Origin of the sequence: Parabacteroides sp. MSK.9.14 (assembly GCF_019041495.1) — a bacterium.
GTDB lineage: Bacteria > Bacteroidota > Bacteroidia > Bacteroidales > Tannerellaceae > Parabacteroides > Parabacteroides merdae.
In genome coordinates, this window is the sequence record NZ_JAHPXO010000006.1 from 1 (window position 1) to 17,012 (window position 17,012).

At 45.5% G+C, this 17,012-nt stretch carries 20 protein-coding genes and 1 pseudogene; 9 read left to right on the top strand and 12 right to left on the bottom strand.

Features of this window, described 5'->3' with window-relative positions; genetic code table 11:
* Nucleotides 1-534: 534 nt before the first annotated feature.
* The 12 genes and pseudogenes from rny to KTG12_RS04760 form a co-directional block, all read right to left on the bottom strand.
* Nucleotides 535-2,070 carry a ribonuclease Y gene (gene rny, locus KTG12_RS04705; protein ID WP_122298640.1) on the bottom strand — a complete coding sequence of 512 codons (1,536 nt, stop codon included), beginning with the start codon at nucleotides 2,068-2,070 and terminating at the stop codon, nucleotides 535-537.
* Nucleotides 2,071-2,178: 108 nt separating this feature from the next.
* Nucleotides 2,179-2,469 carry a cell division protein ZapA gene (locus tag KTG12_RS04710; protein ID WP_005648288.1) on the bottom strand — a complete coding sequence of 97 codons (291 nt, stop codon included), beginning with the start codon at nucleotides 2,467-2,469 and terminating at the stop codon, nucleotides 2,179-2,181.
* 5 nt (nucleotides 2,470-2,474) lie between these two features.
* The gene (locus tag KTG12_RS04715; RefSeq protein WP_119215417.1) at nucleotides 2,475-2,768 is read right to left on the bottom strand and encodes a hypothetical protein; all 294 of its coding nucleotides are present in this window, start codon (nucleotides 2,766-2,768) and stop codon (nucleotides 2,475-2,477) included.
* 152 nt (nucleotides 2,769-2,920) lie between these two features.
* Entirely contained in the window at nucleotides 2,921-3,121 is a 201-nt protein-coding gene (locus tag KTG12_RS04720) for a winged helix-turn-helix domain-containing protein (protein WP_005648289.1), read from the bottom strand.
* A gap of 140 nt (nucleotides 3,122-3,261) precedes the next feature.
* Nucleotides 3,262-3,954, bottom strand: coding sequence for a B3/4 domain-containing protein (locus KTG12_RS04725; protein WP_005651190.1), 693 nt, complete (start codon nucleotides 3,952-3,954; stop codon nucleotides 3,262-3,264).
* 38 nt (nucleotides 3,955-3,992) lie between these two features.
* Complete coding sequence (locus KTG12_RS04730; RefSeq protein WP_005641263.1) at nucleotides 3,993-4,187, bottom strand: antitoxin; 195 nt, start codon at nucleotides 4,185-4,187, stop codon at nucleotides 3,993-3,995.
* A gap of 339 nt (nucleotides 4,188-4,526) precedes the next feature.
* On the bottom strand, nucleotides 4,527-5,393 hold the full coding sequence (gene pgeF, locus KTG12_RS04735; RefSeq protein WP_005641265.1) for a peptidoglycan editing factor PgeF: 867 nt from the start codon (nucleotides 5,391-5,393) through the stop codon (nucleotides 4,527-4,529).
* Nucleotides 5,341-6,504: a GTPase ObgE gene (gene obgE / locus KTG12_RS04740; protein WP_005648295.1), complete on the bottom strand. Its 1,164-nt coding sequence runs from the start codon at nucleotides 6,502-6,504 to the stop codon at nucleotides 5,341-5,343. The genes pgeF and obgE overlap by 53 nt, the downstream gene beginning before the upstream one ends.
* A 102-nt stretch (nucleotides 6,505-6,606) precedes the next feature.
* The gene (locus KTG12_RS04745; RefSeq protein WP_005641269.1) at nucleotides 6,607-7,176 is read right to left on the bottom strand and encodes an adenylate kinase; all 570 of its coding nucleotides are present in this window, start codon (nucleotides 7,174-7,176) and stop codon (nucleotides 6,607-6,609) included.
* Nucleotides 7,177-7,308: 132 nt separating this feature from the next.
* On the bottom strand, nucleotides 7,309-7,848 hold the full coding sequence (gene hpt / locus KTG12_RS04750) for a hypoxanthine phosphoribosyltransferase (protein ID WP_005641272.1): 540 nt from the start codon (nucleotides 7,846-7,848) through the stop codon (nucleotides 7,309-7,311).
* A 63-nt stretch (nucleotides 7,849-7,911) separates the two neighbouring features.
* Nucleotides 7,912-8,085, bottom strand: a pseudogene (locus tag KTG12_RS04755) (ABC transporter ATP-binding protein); the annotation flags it as partial.
* Between the two features lie 23 nt (nucleotides 8,086-8,108).
* On the bottom strand, nucleotides 8,109-8,252 hold the full coding sequence (locus tag KTG12_RS04760; protein ID WP_005641276.1) for a hypothetical protein: 144 nt from the start codon (nucleotides 8,250-8,252) through the stop codon (nucleotides 8,109-8,111).
* 237 nt (nucleotides 8,253-8,489) lie between these two features.
* On the opposite strand from KTG12_RS04760, the gene KTG12_RS04765 reads away from it, so the two are divergent.
* The 9 genes from KTG12_RS04765 to galE all read left to right on the top strand — a co-directional run bounded on the left by KTG12_RS04765 (nucleotide 8,490) and on the right by galE (nucleotide 16,880).
* Complete coding sequence (locus KTG12_RS04765) at nucleotides 8,490-10,070, top strand: DUF3078 domain-containing protein (protein WP_005651187.1); 1,581 nt, start codon at nucleotides 8,490-8,492, stop codon at nucleotides 10,068-10,070.
* A gap of 100 nt (nucleotides 10,071-10,170) precedes the next feature.
* Complete coding sequence (locus KTG12_RS04770; protein ID WP_005641284.1) at nucleotides 10,171-10,587, top strand: SoxR reducing system RseC family protein; 417 nt, start codon at nucleotides 10,171-10,173, stop codon at nucleotides 10,585-10,587.
* 10 nt (nucleotides 10,588-10,597) lie between these two features.
* Nucleotides 10,598-11,608, top strand: coding sequence for a Fe-S cluster domain-containing protein (locus KTG12_RS04775; RefSeq protein WP_046451977.1), 1,011 nt, complete (start codon nucleotides 10,598-10,600; stop codon nucleotides 11,606-11,608).
* Nucleotides 11,609-11,619: 11 nt separating this feature from the next.
* On the top strand, nucleotides 11,620-12,951 hold the full coding sequence (gene rsxC, locus KTG12_RS04780; protein ID WP_005651185.1) for an electron transport complex subunit RsxC: 1,332 nt from the start codon (nucleotides 11,620-11,622) through the stop codon (nucleotides 12,949-12,951).
* Between the two features lie 12 nt (nucleotides 12,952-12,963).
* Nucleotides 12,964-13,923, top strand: a complete 960-nt coding sequence (locus KTG12_RS04785) for an RnfABCDGE type electron transport complex subunit D (protein ID WP_005641293.1) — start codon at nucleotides 12,964-12,966, stop codon at nucleotides 13,921-13,923.
* Between the two features lie 2 nt (nucleotides 13,924-13,925).
* The gene (locus tag KTG12_RS04790; protein ID WP_155144119.1) at nucleotides 13,926-14,570 is read left to right on the top strand and encodes an RnfABCDGE type electron transport complex subunit G; all 645 of its coding nucleotides are present in this window, start codon (nucleotides 13,926-13,928) and stop codon (nucleotides 14,568-14,570) included.
* Entirely contained in the window at nucleotides 14,563-15,147 is a 585-nt protein-coding gene (locus KTG12_RS04795) for an RnfABCDGE type electron transport complex subunit E (protein WP_036724630.1), read from the top strand. Before KTG12_RS04790 ends, KTG12_RS04795 begins: the two co-directional genes overlap by 8 nt.
* Before the next feature lie 14 nt (nucleotides 15,148-15,161).
* Entirely contained in the window at nucleotides 15,162-15,734 is a 573-nt protein-coding gene (gene rsxA / locus KTG12_RS04800) for an electron transport complex subunit RsxA (protein WP_005641298.1), read from the top strand.
* A gap of 105 nt (nucleotides 15,735-15,839) precedes the next feature.
* Complete coding sequence (gene galE / locus KTG12_RS04805) at nucleotides 15,840-16,880, top strand: UDP-glucose 4-epimerase GalE (RefSeq protein WP_005648314.1); 1,041 nt, start codon at nucleotides 15,840-15,842, stop codon at nucleotides 16,878-16,880.
* The last annotated feature ends 132 nt before the right edge of the window (nucleotides 16,881-17,012 follow it).

A 17,012-nucleotide genomic window follows, 5' to 3' on the forward strand; every position in this document is an offset into this window, starting at 1 on the left:
CTCTTTTTTCATCTTTGTTGACTTTTATGAAGTCAACCTATTTCAGGACGAGACACCTTGTCTCGCCCAGACACACCAGATCCGGCCTCTTATACAAAGCGACATATTTAAGTGAATAATAAAGAGATTGTGAATGATATTAATATCCTAATATACTAACATTTAATATTTACCTTATACCTCTTTTCATTTTCGACCTAAGTCGAAAGCCTTTTTGCCCATTGTCGAAAGCCTTTTTCACCAAGGGCGAAAAGGTTTTCGACTTAGGCCAAAAGCTCTATGGTTTTATAGTTTAACAATAAAAGTATAGCGACTGCCACTCTATAGTGTACCTTCCATACCCGACTAACCCGCAGATGAAGACAACCGTAACAGGTGAAGGCACTTTTACTATTTGCATTCACCCATCAACAATCTTATAACCCAACCAGTGCATACAAAGGTGAAGCCTCCCCCTGATTATTGGCGGAAAAATAAAAAAAGCCGGACTTTATTCAGCCCGGCCTTCCATAAACTTATTCAATGATGATCGATCTACTTAGCATAGCTTACCGCACGAGTCTCACGGATCACCGTGATCTTCACCTGACCCGGATAGGTCATTTCGTCCTGGATTTTCTTTGCGATTTCGGTTGACAGGTTTTCGGTATCCTTATCATCGATCTTGTCAGCCCCGACAATTACGCGGAGCTCACGACCAGCCTGGATAGCGTATGTCTTCACTACACCCGGATAAGAAAGAGCCAACTGTTCCAGATCATTCAGACGCTTGATGTAAGCCTCGACGATCTCACGGCGAGCTCCCGGACGTGCACCCGAAATAGCATCACAAACCTGTACGATCGGAGCAAGCAGCGTTTGCATTTCCACTTCGTCATGGTGAGCACCTACAGCATTGCAGATATCCGGTTTCTCTTTATATTTCTCGCAAAGCTTCATACCTAAGATTGCGTGTGGCAATTCCGGCTCGTCATCAGGCACTTTTCCTATATCGTGCAACAGTCCGGCACGTTTTGCCTTTTTCGGGTTCAATCCCAGTTCAGATGCCATCACAGCACATAAGTTCGCCGTTTCGCGTGCGTGCTGCAACAGGTTCTGGCCATAAGAAGAACGATATTTCATCTTACCGATCATACGGATCAGTTCAGGATGCAAGCCATGAACACCGAGATCGATAACGGTACGTTTACCGGTTTCCACCACTTCGTCTTCAACTTGCTTTCTCACTTTCGTTACCACTTCCTCGATACGTGCCGGGTGGATACGTCCGTCCTGTACCAACTGGTGCAAAGCCAGACGAGCTATTTCACGACGGACCGGATCAAAACCGGACAACACAATTGCTTCAGGCGTATCGTCAACCACGATCTCAATACCGGTTGCTGCTTCCAACGCCCGAATGTTACGCCCTTCACGACCGATGATACGGCCTTTGATCTCGTCTGATTCGATATGGAAGACTGTAATCGAATTCTCGATTGCCGTTTCGGTAGCCACACGCTGGATGGACTGGATAACGATTTTCTTCGCTTCCTTGTTGGCTGTCATCTTTGCCTCTTCCATGATTTCATTGATGTAGGAAGTAGCTTCTGACTTGGCTTCGTCTTTCAAGGATTCGATCAGACGCTCCTTCGCCTCTTCGGCAGAAAGCCCGGACAGAGTTTCCAGATGTTCGATTTCACGCTGGTGAAGTTTCTCCAAATCCTGCTTCTTCTTATCTACCAGTTCCAGTTGGGCCGCCAGATTCTCCTTCACGGCATCCACTTCGCTATTCTTGCGTTGCAGGTCTTCCTGACGTTGGTTCAAATTCAACTCACGTTGTTTCAACTTAGCCTCTACAGACTGTATCTTTGAATTACGGGCGGACACCTGTTTCTCCAGGTCCGCTTTCAAATGAAGGAACTTCTCTTTTACTTCGAGCAGCTTCTTCTGCTTCATTACTTCCGACTCCTTTTCAGCCTCGCGTATCACAGCGTCATACCTTGACTTCATAAGGACTCTCATCACAAACCACACGAGCAAGCCTCCGACAACGAAGGTCACAAGTGCTATGATTATAGTCATACCCATTTTACTTATAGTTTAAATTCAGTTATATTATTATACAAAAAAAGCACTGCCTTACATGGATACACCCATGCAAAGTAGTGCGGAAACGCATCTTCTTTATTCTTACAACTATTTATCCTTCAGGTAACTTTCCAGTTCATCGGTCAGCTCCTGTATCTTTTCAGTAAAGGGACTTGTGTCATTCTTATCCTCCAACTTCAAGTTTTCCACCGATAGCTGAAAGGTTACCATGGCTAACAAATCTTTTACATCCACGTCGGAATATTTCTTCCGGTACTGGTCCATTTTCTTCCTGATTTGCCGGACTGCCTCACGGGCTACCTGCTCCTCGCTCCGGTTGATCCTGATACCATAACTTTTACCGGCTATCTCTACATGTATAAGAAATTTATCGTCCATCGCCTCTATTCGTTTAATAGTGCAATGCACTTGTCTACTTCCCGCACTAACTTCGATAACCTCATCCTGGCACTTTTCATTTCTCCCTCGTTGACAGAAACAACCCGTGCAGTCAGCATGTTATCGCATTTGGCATTCAACTCTTCGATCGTCTTCATTGCCTGCTGAAGTTCTCCTTCTTTCTGTGCTAAAGAACTTTCAAGCTCGTTGATTTTCTGCTTTTGCCTATCGCAAAACTCCATCAAATCACGAACCCTAACATCAAATACAGCCAACAATCTTTTATGATCTTCGGTCATTTCACACCAAATTCTACACAAAAGTAAAGGATAGAATTGAATAAAACAACGAATCGGTTTGTTTTTTTGACAGAAAACGTCCGGACACACAAAAGGCCGTTCAAACTAAAATCCGAACAGCCCTCCTTCCAATAGATTCAGCTACGCTATATTTATACTAACGCAACGTACAATTCACCCTCGACGTTTTCGAAAGCCAATTTGCCTTCTTTCGCTAACCAACCAAAAGCAGCATACATATCTTTTTCCGCTTTAATCTTAGTAGCCTTCTTTACTGCCTTAACACTCATCTTACCGCCTTCATTCAATGCGTTCCAAACAAGGCCGGCGTTTGTTCCAATCAATTCGATCATGTTTCTTTTTGTTTTGTTAATCGTTAACGGGAGCAAATTTATAGATTAATCGATTAAAACAAAAGGATATAGATGTTTTTTAGCATAAAGACAGGTGCTTTTTATGTTTTGAAAGCATAATTAACACTATTATAACAGAATTATAGCGCTATTTTCGTCCGATCTTTGGCTGTGACAAGTTCCGCCTCCATGTTTATAGCTGAAACATATTTGCTTAATAAGCCCACGGCATACTTTCCTGCCGCCTCCAACCCCTCCAATCCTGAATAACCATTTATAATCATTAACAAGTGAGTCGTATCCAGTCCTATTTTTGTCCGTTCCTCATCACTCGTCGGAGTTCCTATCCCACCGACTGCATCCCGGTAAACGGGCAGACCTGCAATATTCAATTCTCCACGCCCGATTCCATGATAAATTTCACCTTCCCTGCCGACTCCCAACACCAGACTGCCACCAGCAATTTTATCCACATCGAAGCCTCCGATGGAATATCCGCTACGGATAGAAACCAAATTGATGAGATCGACCAGCGTATCGACCTTATAAAGGGGTAATTCACGGAGAATGCGCCTCCGCAAGGCTTCAGAAGAAGGACGATAACGATTCGGATCTTTTCCCAGACGCTTATAAGCCTGGCGGGTAGCCTGTATAGGAAGCCATTTGTTGATTTGTTCCAGCTTGACTGTTTCCCGGACAGCCTTTTCTTCGTCCGCTATCTCCTGCCAAAGCCTTTCGTCCGGTTCAGAATTGCAAACATCACAAGACAGGGCCAAAACATGCAAATCCGGACAGGCCGTGGCTATTTCTTCTGAAATTGAAATATTTGTCATAGAATTTCACTTATAAAAACCACAAAAAATAAACCTATTTAGTCAGAAAGGATTAATTTTTCAATTGTAATAATGTATATTTCAGTTTGAGGATATAACTCATTCACTAATTCTTCGTCGCAGTACGCAAAATCATCATAGTCTCCACTATGCTTCTTTTCAAACAACGTTCCAAATATCTTACCTATTTTAATCGGCAACTTTCCTGTAGATACAAAATGTAAGCCAAGCATACTTTTTACGCCGTTATGAGTCTGCGTTAGGATATCATATTTAAGTAACTTCTTGCACGACCTTCCTGATTTGTTCTACTACATCTGTTCGTCTCATAACTTTTTTATTTAATAAGCAAAAGGACCATATATATTATACACCGCTCAATTTACTACAAAGATAAACACAATTCTTTACAAAAAACTATTTTTCTATTTGCATATCCTCCTGAAACATCTATTTTTCCATAAAAAATGTGTTATCACCTCTACTCTATATAAAAACCAATAAAAGACATTATGATGACATATGATGATCAACTAAAATCTGATGAAAAGCATCCATTTTGGAGTAATCCTTTATTGTATAAACAGGGAGGAACCACGCAAGAAAATACCGGACAGGATACGCCCGCTTTTGATTCCCAGACGACGGGCGGAGAAAAACTCGTCGGGATGGGCGTAGGTACAGATTCCGGCTAGTTCGATATTTCCGGCCGAAAGGCCTTCTGTCAATAATTGCAGACGGTTGGCCTCCCACAAATCGATATGGGCTTTTCCGGTATCGGCATCGCGCTTCAAGATACACGACATTTCAAAACCGGCCTCCCGAAAGGCGTCGACGACCTCTTCGCCAACTTCGAAGGCTTCGGGACCGATGGAAGGAGCAATGCCGGCTTTCATGAGACGAGGATCGGCTCCATATTCATCCATGAGGATGCGAACAGTTTTCCCGGCAATCCGCAATACAGTTCCCCGCCAACCGGCATGAACGGCAGCTACAGCCTTCACATCGGGAGCATACAGCAAGACAGGGACACAATCGGCTGTCGAGACAGCGATGCAAACTTCCGGCACATCCGTCACCAAGGCATCTACACCATGCATATAAAGCTGCTGTTCTTCCAATGGAAGGGAAAGAAAAGAAGGTTCGATCGAACGGACCTCCGCCCCATGAACCTGAAAAGGCGCGAAGATACGTTCGGATGGTATCCTGATTGCATCCGAAAGAAGTTTCCGGTTCGCTCGGACAGCTTCCGGATTGTCCCCACTGTATTCGCCAGGGTTAAAGGATGCATACGCACCTTTGCTCACTCCTCCCTGACGGGTTGTCACAAAATGAGAGATGTTGCAATCCTCGCTTAATACGGGAAATTGCAACATCTTCACTTTATCATTTGGAAGTATCTTCATCTTCTTCGTCGTCCCAATCTTCATATTCTTCATACTCTTCATCGTCGTCGGGATCATCTTCATCAAGAGGAATGATAAAATCGTCATCATCTAGCGAAAGTGCGCCTACATCGATGTTCTTATGTACAATACGCTCTACCTCGTGGAACGTTTCCTTGTTCAGTTCCTTCCACAGCAAGTCTTTCAGCTCGGTGATCCCCATTCCGGTAACGGAGGAGATAAAGACATAGGGAACGCCTTCCGGCAGATCTTCGGACAATGCCTCAATCAACTCTTCATCCAGCATATCGCTCTTGGTGATAGCCAGGACACGGCTTTTATCCTGCAAATCCGGATTATACTTGACCAGTTCGCCTAAAAGGATTTCGTATTCCTTCTTGATATCATCCGCATCGGCAGGAACCATAAACAAAAGCAACGAATTACGTTCGATATGACGCAGGAACCTTAACCCCAAACCTTTACCTTCACTGGCTCCCTCGATAATGCCAGGGATATCGGCCATGACGAATGAACGGTTGTCGCGATAGCTTACTATACCCAAGTTCGGTTCGAGCGTAGTAAACGGATAATTGGCAATCTTCGGTTTGGCAGCTGAAACGACAGACAGCAATGTCGACTTTCCGGCATTCGGAAAACCGACCAGACCGACATCAGCCAACAGCTTCAATTGCAGGATCACCATACGTTCCTGTGCCGGTTCGCCGGGTTGCGCATAGCGGGGAGCCTGGTTGGTCGACGTCTTGAAGTGGCAGTTACCCAATCCTCCGCGTCCGCCTTTCAACAGCATTACTTTCTGACCGTCTTCGGTCACGTCACAGATAAACTCGCCCGTTTCGGCATCATAAACGACTGTTCCGCAAGGAACCTCTATCACACGATCCTCACCGTCTTTCCCGAAACTACGTTTGGCTCCGCCACTTTCACCATTCGTCGCCATAATATGACGTTCATACTTCAGATGGAGAAGCGTCCAGTAATTCCGGTTTCCACGAAGATACACATGGCCTCCTCGTCCTCCATCGCCTCCGTCGGGACCTCCTTTCGGAATGTATTTCTCGCGGCGAAAGTGAGAAGACCCTCTCCCGCCCTTACCAGAACGGCAATAGATCTTTACATAATCTACAAAGTTTGATTCAGCCACTTTTAATTTTTAATTTATGATTTATGTTTTATGATTTATGATTCATAGCGACAAAAGATATAAATCACAAATCATAAATCATAAACCTCATTCATAAATCCATTACAAATTATTTACCGCATCCTTGATACGACCGAAAATCTCTTCGATTGTACCCATACCTTTGATGGCGACATGTTTGCCTTCACCGATATAATAATCTGCCAAAGGAGCTGTCTGTTTGTGATAAACGTCCAATCTTGACTTGATTGTTTCCAGATTGTCATCCGAACGGCCTGAAACCTTACCACGTTCCAACAGGCGGTTGATCAGTTCTTCTTCTTCTACCTGAAGGTTCAGCATAACGGAAACATCGGTTCCACGTTTGTTCAACATTTCTTTCAGTGCCTTAGCCTGCGGGATAGTACGGGGGAAACCATCGAAGATGACGCCTTTGGAGTTCACCTTGCTGTCCAAAACCTTAGCCAGCATGTCAACGATCAGTTCATCCGGAACCAGTTGTCCTTTTTCAATGTAATCTTTAGCAATCTTACCCAGCTCTGTCTCGTTCTTCATTTCAGAACGCAAAACATCACCTGTAGAGATATGATCCAAACCATATTCTTTAATAATCAATTCGCTCTGTGTTCCCTTTCCTGAACCGGGAGCACCAAAAATAACAATGTTCAACATAAAAAGTAAACTTTTTAAATTGACAATTGATAATTGACAATTGACAATTACCTGCCAACTATCCAACCATCCATCGCCTCTTATTATACATTAATCTGATAAATTCTCCACTCCTTTATATATTGATAATTATCAATTGTCAATTATCTTATATATATTTCGGTAAGCCCGCCCCATTTCATCATAATCCAGGCCGTAACCGACAATAAAATCACTCGGAATCCGAATGCCGATATAATCGGGTTTCAAATTGCATCTCAATGAATCCGGCTTAAACAACATGGTCGCCAGTTTGACATCGGCAGCACCATCCTTACGGAGTTTATCCATAACATATTGCATCGTAAATCCGGTATCTATAATATCCTCTATCATGATCAAAGTCCGCCCTTTCACATCGGCCTGCACCGGCATGATTTCACGCACGACACCGGTCGTACTGGTCCCTTTATAAGAAGAATAACGAGCAAAGGTGATCTCATACGGTTCGTTCAACTGACGCATCAACTCGGCAGTAAACATAAAAGCTCCATTCAGGATTCCCACAAACAACGGATTCGTGCCTTTTACATCCTCCCGGATACGTTCTGCGACTTTTGCAATTGCATCCTTTATCTCCTCTTCCGGGATAAAGAGTTCAAATTCTTTGTCTTTTAATCGGATTCTATCCATATTCCGTTTGATTTTCGAGGGAACAAAGGTACAACTTTTTCGGGTAAGCACAAAAGTGGATTTTCATTTTCTGCTTTCTGTCAAAATATTGCCATCTATCATACGGATCAGCCTACCCGCCATCCGAGCATTTTCCTCGGAGTGGGTAACCATCACGACGGTCGTTCCTTCACGGTTCAGTTCCATCAACAGGTTCATCACTTCATTGCCGTTGACGGAATCCAGGTTTCCGGTCGGGATCGCCGGCGATAACCGGAAAGCTAGAATGTCAACTCATCCACAATCCAGAGATAAATCAGGAAAGCTGCCGTCATCCCCAACACAAACCCTAGCATATTAACAGACGAAAACAAAAAGCTCCGCTTAATTAGCCGGAGTGCGACTTTTACATAGTGTTTAAACATATATCATATCTTTTTTATGAACCACTAAAGATAAGGCAAAGATCATGTCAAATCAGGAATTCACTTATTTACAACCACATACGCACCAGGCTTTTAAACGTATTGTCCGTTCCCGTACATCTTACGTGCAAAAACGCACGGATATGTTCCCGACAACGCCGAAAATAAATTAGTCTATCTCAGAACTTTTCATTAATTTCGCACCAATATTTTAAATGAATGTAAAAAGATACGACGATGATAAAGATGTCTGTTTTAGCGTTATTTATTGTATTGTTATTCAGTAGTAATCAGGTAGGAGCACAGGATGTCAACATAATTAGCGGGAATCAGTCGAATCAACCGGTTCAGACCGCTGTCCCCGATACATTTCCTTTATTAGACTTGGAAGAAACGGAACTGGATAAAATCCCCGACCTCAGGGCACAGTTCGAAAAACTCAATAGCAGCTACTCATCACCCGCCGCACCGAGTGAGAACTTGCTTCGCTTTTTAAAAAAAGACGAGATAGAATTATCGCCGGAAGCACAATATTGGGTAAATTGGGTACGCGACCCGTCTACCATCATCAGCCCGTGGGCAACCTTACGGGATACTACAATCGTCAATCCGCTGTTCACCCCGATCCTGTTCAAGGGAGGACTTATCCCGGAAGACCTGCAATTGTATGACAAGGACTTTATTGCAAAACAACGTCCCAACTTCCCATTGTTCGAACCGGATACGACTTTGTTCCAAGACGAAATACTAAAGAACAAGTTGCAGAATACTGCATATAATTATGTACGTGTAAACTATCCGGAATATTTCCGTTATTCGGAACGTGACCTGCCGACAGATGTCGTTAAAACGCATGTTATCAAGAAAGCGACATACGAACCCGAACTAATCAAAATAGAAAGCGACCCGAACGCTTTCAGCGACGTGGACGCTCCGGTCAAGTTTATCCCGGAACGCCGTTATTGGACTTCCAACTTCGAAAGCACCATGCAGTTTTCGCAAAATTACATTTCACCGAACTGGAGTGCAGGTGGCGATCCGAACTTCAATATGAATACCCGGCAATATTTCAAATATGATTACAATAAAGACAAAGTACAGGTAACAAACGAACTTGAATTCAAACTGAACATGAATACTTTGCCGGACAAAACAGACTCTATACATTCGTATAAGATAAACGACCAGATACTTCGTCTCCATACGCTGTTCGGTTACAAAGCATTTAACAAGTGGTACTACACAGTCGACATCAGTTTCAACACACAAGTAGTAACCAACTACGCCCAAAACAGCGAAACCAAATTATCGGCATTTCTCGCGCCTATGACCTTCAATACCGGTATCGGTATGAAATACGAACTAACCAAAACCCTTACAAAGGTGAGACACCGAAACATAAAATTGAATGTCAACATGGCTCCATTCTCTTATAACTATATGTACAGTACCCAAAAGGGGACAGATATGGATTTGAAACGACATGGTTTTAAAGAGAAAGACAATGCCGCCGAACTTCCTGACGATGTTAACAAATACAGGAACTCCCAAAGCCAAATTGGTTCGAAACTCGAAGCAAACATGACATTCAATATCAACCGAAATGTCAGTTGGACATCTCGTTTCTATTATTTCACGGATTATCATCGTATTACCGGAGAGTTTGAGAACACGTTCAACTTGCAGATCAGCCGGTTCTTTTCAACCCGGATCAATCTTCACCTTCGCTATGACGATGGTGTTGCCAAAAACGAAGATTTCGACAGCTATCTTCAGATCAACGAGCTGTTAAGCTTCGGGTTTAATTACAAATGGTAAGACAAAGTCTATTATTTCCATAATAAACTTTGTTAATCGTGACATAATTTCCAAATAATACGTACTTTTGCCTCGGTTTTGCAATGTCGAGATTACAAATATGAGCGAAAGTATCAATCACAATGGGATTATAGAGAAGATCGACGGCGGTACGGTCTATGTCAGGATCATCCAACAATCGGCTTGCTCCGGATGCCATGCGAAAAGTATGTGTACGGCATCCGAGAGCAAAGAAAAGATCATCGAGGTTCCGGACAACTCTGGAAAATTCCATATAAATGAAGAAGTCCAGTTATGCGGACAAAGTTCACTGGGGCTGCAGGCCGTACTTCTTGCATTTGTATTTCCGCTCATCATAGTTTTTGCGGCTATTGTAACAGGTACAAGTATGCAATGGGAAGAAACCACAAGCGGGTTAACCGGATTACTGCTCTTAGTTCCTTATTATTGCATATTATACTTTTTACGCGACAAACTGAAAAAGCGATTCATATTTACTTTGAAAAAACTTAATTGACAAACATATCATGATTTTAATTGCCGTTATTTCATTAGGAGCGATTGGAGCCATCGGCGCAGTTTTTCTATACGCCGCCTCCAAGAAGTTTGAAGTATACGAAGATCCTCGTATCGCACAAGTCCAGGAGGTATTGCCTGGAGCCAATTGCGGAGGTTGTGGATATCCCGGATGCGGTGGTTTTGCTACGGCTTGTGTAAAAGCCGACACGTTGGACGGCCTGTTATGCCCCGTAGGCGGAGCACCTGTAATGGGCAAAGTAGCCACCATCCTCGGAAAAGAAGCAGCCAGTGCAGAACCGATGGTAGCCGTTGTCCGCTGCAACGGAACGTGTGCCGCCCGTCCGCGTACCAACCAATACGACGGTGTGCAGAGTTGTGCGATTGCTTCCACCTTGTACGGCGGAGAGACCGGCTGTTCATTCGGTTGCTTAGGTTATGGCGACTGTGTGGCTGCATGTAACTTCGACGCCATCCACATCAACCTTGAGACCGGGCTTCCGGAAGTGGACGAAGACAAATGTACTTCATGCGGAGCTTGCGTAAAAGCTTGCCCGAAAAACATCATCGAACTGCGTAAGAAGGGCCCCAAATCACGCCGCGTCTTCGTCAGCTGCGTAAACAAAGACAAAGGCGGAGTAGCCAAGAAAGCATGCGCCAACGCTTGTATCGGCTGTGGCAAATGTGCAAAGGAATGCCCGTTCGAAGCAATTACAGTGGAAAACAACGTGGCCTACATCGATTACACAAAATGTCGCTTATGCCGCAAGTGCGTAGCCGTATGTCCGACCGGCGCCATCCACGAATTGAACTTCCCGCCACGTAAAGAGGCAGCTCCGGCTGTGGACGCCGACAAAATAAAACCGGCAACAGCTCCGAAACCGGCTGCACCGAAGGCTGATGCGCCAAAGACTGAAGTCCCGAAGAAAGAGTCTCCGAAGGCAGAAGCTCCAACAGCAAACGCTACGCCAAATGCAGCAACTCCTAAAGTTGAAACAAAAGAAGAAACAATTCAAAAATAAAATCTAATAGTATGCTAAGGACATTTCGAATCGGAGGTATACATCCGCCCGAAAATAAATTGTCTGCCGGTAAGAAAATTACCGCTTTAGCTGCTCCTAAGCAGGTAATCATACCGCTCAGTCAGCACATCGGGGCTCCAGCCCAGGCAGTGGTCAAGAAGGGTGATCTGGTTAAAGTCGGAACACTTGTCGCCAAGGCAGGTGGTTTCGTTTCCGCTAATATCCACTCGTCGGTATCCGGTAAAGTAAACAAAATAGATAACGCCCTCGACTCAAGCGGCTACAAGCGTCCCGCCATCTACATCGATGTGGAAGGAGACGAATGGGAAGAAACGATCGACCGCAGCGATGCATTGGTAAAAGATTGTACGTTGTCATCCAAAGAGATCGTCGACAAGATTGCAGCAGCCGGTATCGTAGGTCTGGGGGGAGCCACTTTCCCGACACAGGTGAAACTGATGCCGCCTCCCGGAAGCAAGGCAGAAATCATCATCATCAATGCCGTAGAATGTGAACCTTATTTGACCTCCGACCATTCCCTGATGATGGAAAAAGGCGAACAGATATTGGTGGGCGTCACATTGCTGATGAAAGCCGTAAATGTAAACAAAGCCGTTATCGGCATTGAAAACAATAAACCCGATGCAATCGCCCACCTGACGAAGCTGGCAGCCGCTTATCCCGGAATCGAGATCATGCCGCTGAAAGTGCAATATCCGCAAGGAGGTGAAAAGCAGCTGATCGACGCCGTGATCCGTCGCCAGGTAAAGAGCGGCGCCCTGCCTATCTCGGCCGGAGCCGTCGTACAGAACGTAGGAACCGCCTACGCCGTCTACGAAGCCGTCCAGAAGAACAAACCTCTGTTCGAGCGCGTCGTGACCGTAACAGGAAAAGCCGTTGCCAACCCGTCGAACTTCCTGGTCCGTATGGGTACGCCTATCAACACGCTGATCGAAGCAGCCGGTGGTATTCCCGAAAACACGGGTAAGATTATCGGTGGCGGTCCGATGATGGGCAAAGCGTTGGTAAGCGCCGAAGTTCCGGTAACCAAAGGCAGTTCCGGCGTATTGCTCCTGACCAAGGAAGAATCTGTCCGCAAACCGATGCAGGACTGTATCCGTTGCGCCAAGTGCGTGAACGTCTGCCCGATGGGGTTGAATCCGGCCTTCCTGATGAAATTCACGATCTATAAGGATTGGGAAAAGGCTGAAGGAGGCTACATCCAGGACTGTATCGAATGCGGTTCATGCAGTTATACTTGCCCTGCCCACCGTCCGCTGTTAGACCAGATCCGATTGGGTAAAGGCAAAGTTATGGGTATTATTCGTGCAAGAAAGTCATAAAACAAGAGCAATATGGAAAACAAATTATACGTGTCTCCCTCGCCCCACATTCATGGCGGCGACAGCATAAGCAAAAATATGTACGGTGTACTGATTGCCCTTGTTCCGGCTTTCCTGGTATCACTCTACTTTTTCGGACTGGGTGCGCTGATCGTAACCGTAGCCTCGGTTTTCTTCTGTGTCCTGTTCGAATATCTGATTCAGAAGTTCCTGATGAAAAAGGAACCGACCATTTACGACGGTTCGGCCATCCTGACCGGTGTTTTGCTGGCGTTCAACCTGCCGTCAAACCTGCCGATCTGGATCATCGCCATCGGTGCGCTGGCAGCCATCGGTATCGGTAAGATGTCGTTCGGCGGCCTGGGCAACAATATTTTCAACCCTGCACTGACAGGACGCATCTTCCTGCTGATCTCTTTCCCGGCACAGATGACCACCTGGCCCGTTGTCGGACAGTTGACATCTTATGCCGATGCAACAACAGGGGCAACCGTCCTCTCTCTGATGAACGAGGGTGCACTCGACAAAATGCCTACACTCAGCGACATGCTGATCGGTAACATGGGCGGTAGCCTTGGTGAAGTCAGCGCACTGGCACTGCTGTTAGGTATGTTCTATATGTTATGGAAGAAGATCATCACCTGGCACGTTCCGGTATCCATCTTCGTCACGGTATTTGTCTTTACAGGTATCATGCACCTGGTGAATCCGGTTCAATACGCAAGCCCGTTCGTCCATCTGTTGTCCGGAGGTCTGATGTTGGGAGCTATCTTCATGGCGACCGACTATGTGACTTCGCCGATGAGCAAGAGCGGTATGATTGTCTACGGTGTCGGCATTGGTATCCTGACAACGGTTATCCGTCTGTTCGGTTCTTATCCCGAAGGTATGTCATTTGCCATCTTCATCATGAATGGAGTTACTCCGCTCATCAACAGTTATATGAAACCTAAACATTTCGGAGGGAAATAAGCATGGCAAAACTAAAATCAACATTACCCAATATGTTCCTTTCACTCACGATCATCTGTGTAGTGGCCGGAGCAATATTAGCAGGTGTGAATATGTACACCACCGGTCCGATTGCCGCCACCAAAGCAGCAGCGCTGGAAGCAGCGATCAAAGCGGTCACTCCGGCATTCGACAACAAACCGACAGAAGAAGCCTATATGGCAGTTACAGCCGATGGCGACTCGTTGAAAATCTACCCGGCAAAACAAGACGGCAAATTCGTCGGTGCCGCAGTGGAGAGCAACACAATGAAAGGGTTCGGCGGTGAGATCCGCGTGATTGTCGGTTTTGACACCGAAGGCAAACTGCTGAACTATTCAGTCTTGCAACATGCCGAAACACCCGGATTAGGGGCTAAAATGCAAGAATGGTTCCGTACGGACAAAAATCGCCAGAGCGTTTTGGAACGCAATTTGTCTGATGGCGAACTGAAAGTAACCAAAGACGGTGGAGATGTCGATGCCATAACAGCTTCGACCATTACCAGCCGTGCATTCCTGAACGCCGTGAACCGCGCCTACAGTGCTTTTTCCGGTGCCGACGGATTGACCGGAGCAACCACATCATCCGATAACACAACTAAAGAGGGAGGAAACGACAATGAGTAATCTGAAAATATTGATGAACGGAATCATCACAGAGAACCCGACATTCGTATTGCTGTTAGGTATGTGTCCGACACTGGGTACGACCTCTTCGGCGATGAATGGTATGAGTATGGGACTTGCAACCATGTTCGTGTTGATCTGTTCCAACATGGTCATATCAGCATTGAAAAATGTAATCCCGGATATGGTCCGTATTCCCGGGTACATTGTCGTAATCGCCACCTTCGTAACGGTTGTGCAAATGTGCATGGAAGCATTTATTCCTGCCTTATACGCAAGTTTGGGATTGTTCATCCCGTTGATCGTCGTCAACTGTATCGTGTTGGGACGCGCCGAAGCTTTTGCCGCCAAGAACGGAGTCGTGGCCTCGGCTTTCGACGGTATCGGTATCGGCCTCGGTTTTACGATTGCCTTGACACTGTTAGGAGCTGTCCGTGAGCTGTTGGGAACCGGTAAACTGTTCAACCTGACAATTATGCCGGAACAGTTCGGCTCGCTGATTTTCGTGTTGGCTCCGGGTGCATTCATCGCACTGGGATTCCTGATAGCTATTGTTAATAAACTGCGTAAAGCATAAAAACAAGGTAAGATATGGAATATATATTGATATTTATCGCCGCTGTATTCGTCAACAACGTTGTGTTGTCCCAATTCTTGGGTATATGTCCGTTCCTCGGCGTATCCAAGAAAGTGGATACAGCAATAGGCATGGGAGCAGCCGTTGCATTTGTGCTTACCATTGCGACACTCGTGACTTTCCTCGTACAAAAATATGTGCTGGATGTATTCGGCCTGGGCTTTATGCAGACCATCAGCTTCATCCTGATTATCGCAGCTCTGGTCCAAATGGTGGAAATCATCCTGAAGAAAGTTTCTCCTGCCCTCTATCAGGCATTAGGAGTGTTTCTTCCGCTGATCACGACAAACTGTTGTGTGTTGGGTGTCGCCATCCAGGTCATCCAGAAACAGTATAATTTATTAGAATCTGTAGTATATGCATTCTCTATTGCTATTGGATTTGCATTAGCTTTGATTATCTTTGCAGGTGTCAGAGAACAATTAGCAATGACAAATGTCCCCGATGGCATGAAAGGAACCCCGATCGCCCTAATCACAGCTGGTCTGCTGGCTATGGCGTTTATGGGATTCTCGGGGATCGTTTAAAGATTTATGATTTATGATTTATAATAACAGGTAATACCGCTTGCCGCTATAAATCATAAATCATAAATCCTTTCATAAATCATAAATCATAAATTTTCTCTCCTCATGAAACAGAAGATTTTAGTAGCAGGTGGAACTGGTTACATCGGATCACACACCACAGTAGAACTGCAGAACGCAGGTTATGAAGTTGTCATCATCGATGACCTGTCTAACTCCAATATAGAAGTATTGGACGGTATCGAACGCATCACAGGCATCCGTCCTGAATTCATCAAACTGGACTTGAAAGATAAGGAAGGAACCCGCGAAGCACTAAAAGCTCATCCGGGAATCAAAGGGATCATCCTGTTTGCCGCCAGCAAAGCAGTAGGCGAATCCGTACAGCAGCCGTTGAAATACTACCGCAACAACGTAGTGACACTGGTGAACCTGTTGGAACTGATGCCGGAATTCAATATCGAAGGCATCGTATTCTCGTCTTCCTGCACCGTTTACGGGCAGCCTGACCCTGAGAATCTGCCTGTAACCGAGAACGCTCCGATCAAACCGGCTACTTCTCCATACGGAAATACAAAACAGATCAACGAAGAGATCATCCGCGACACGATCCATGCCGGCGCTCCTTTCAAGAGCATCATCCTGCGTTACTTCAACCCGATCGGAGCACATCCGACAGCAGAGATCGGCGAATTGCCTAACGGCGTTCCTCAGAACCTGATCCCGTATCTGACACAGACTGCTATGGGTATCCGCAAAGAGCTGAGTGTATTCGGTGACGACTATGACACGCCTGACGGTTCCTGCATCCGCGACTATATCAATGTTGTCGACTTGGCTAAGGCTCACGTGATCGCCATGGACCGCATGTTGGGTGGCAAGTCTCTGGATAATGTGGAAATCTTCAACCTCGGAACCGGCAACGGCGTTTCCGTATTGGAACTGATCAACACATTCGAAGCTGCAACAGGCGTTAAAGTCCCGCACAAAATCGTAGGACGCCGCGAAGGTGACATCGAAAAGGTTTGGGCCAATCCCGAACGTGCCAATAAAGTTTTAGGCTGGAAAGCGACAGAAACACTGGCCGACACATTGGCTTCGGCTTGGAAATGGCAGGAAAGACTGCGCGAACGCGGTATCATGTAATCGGAATATTTCTCGTTACCATACAAAAAAGGGGGGCCAAAGTTCATTATTAAACCCATCGGCTCCCCTTTTTCATTAAGAAGCCTTGGAAAGGTGTATACAGTATAAAGACAAGCTTATCATCAGACAGCA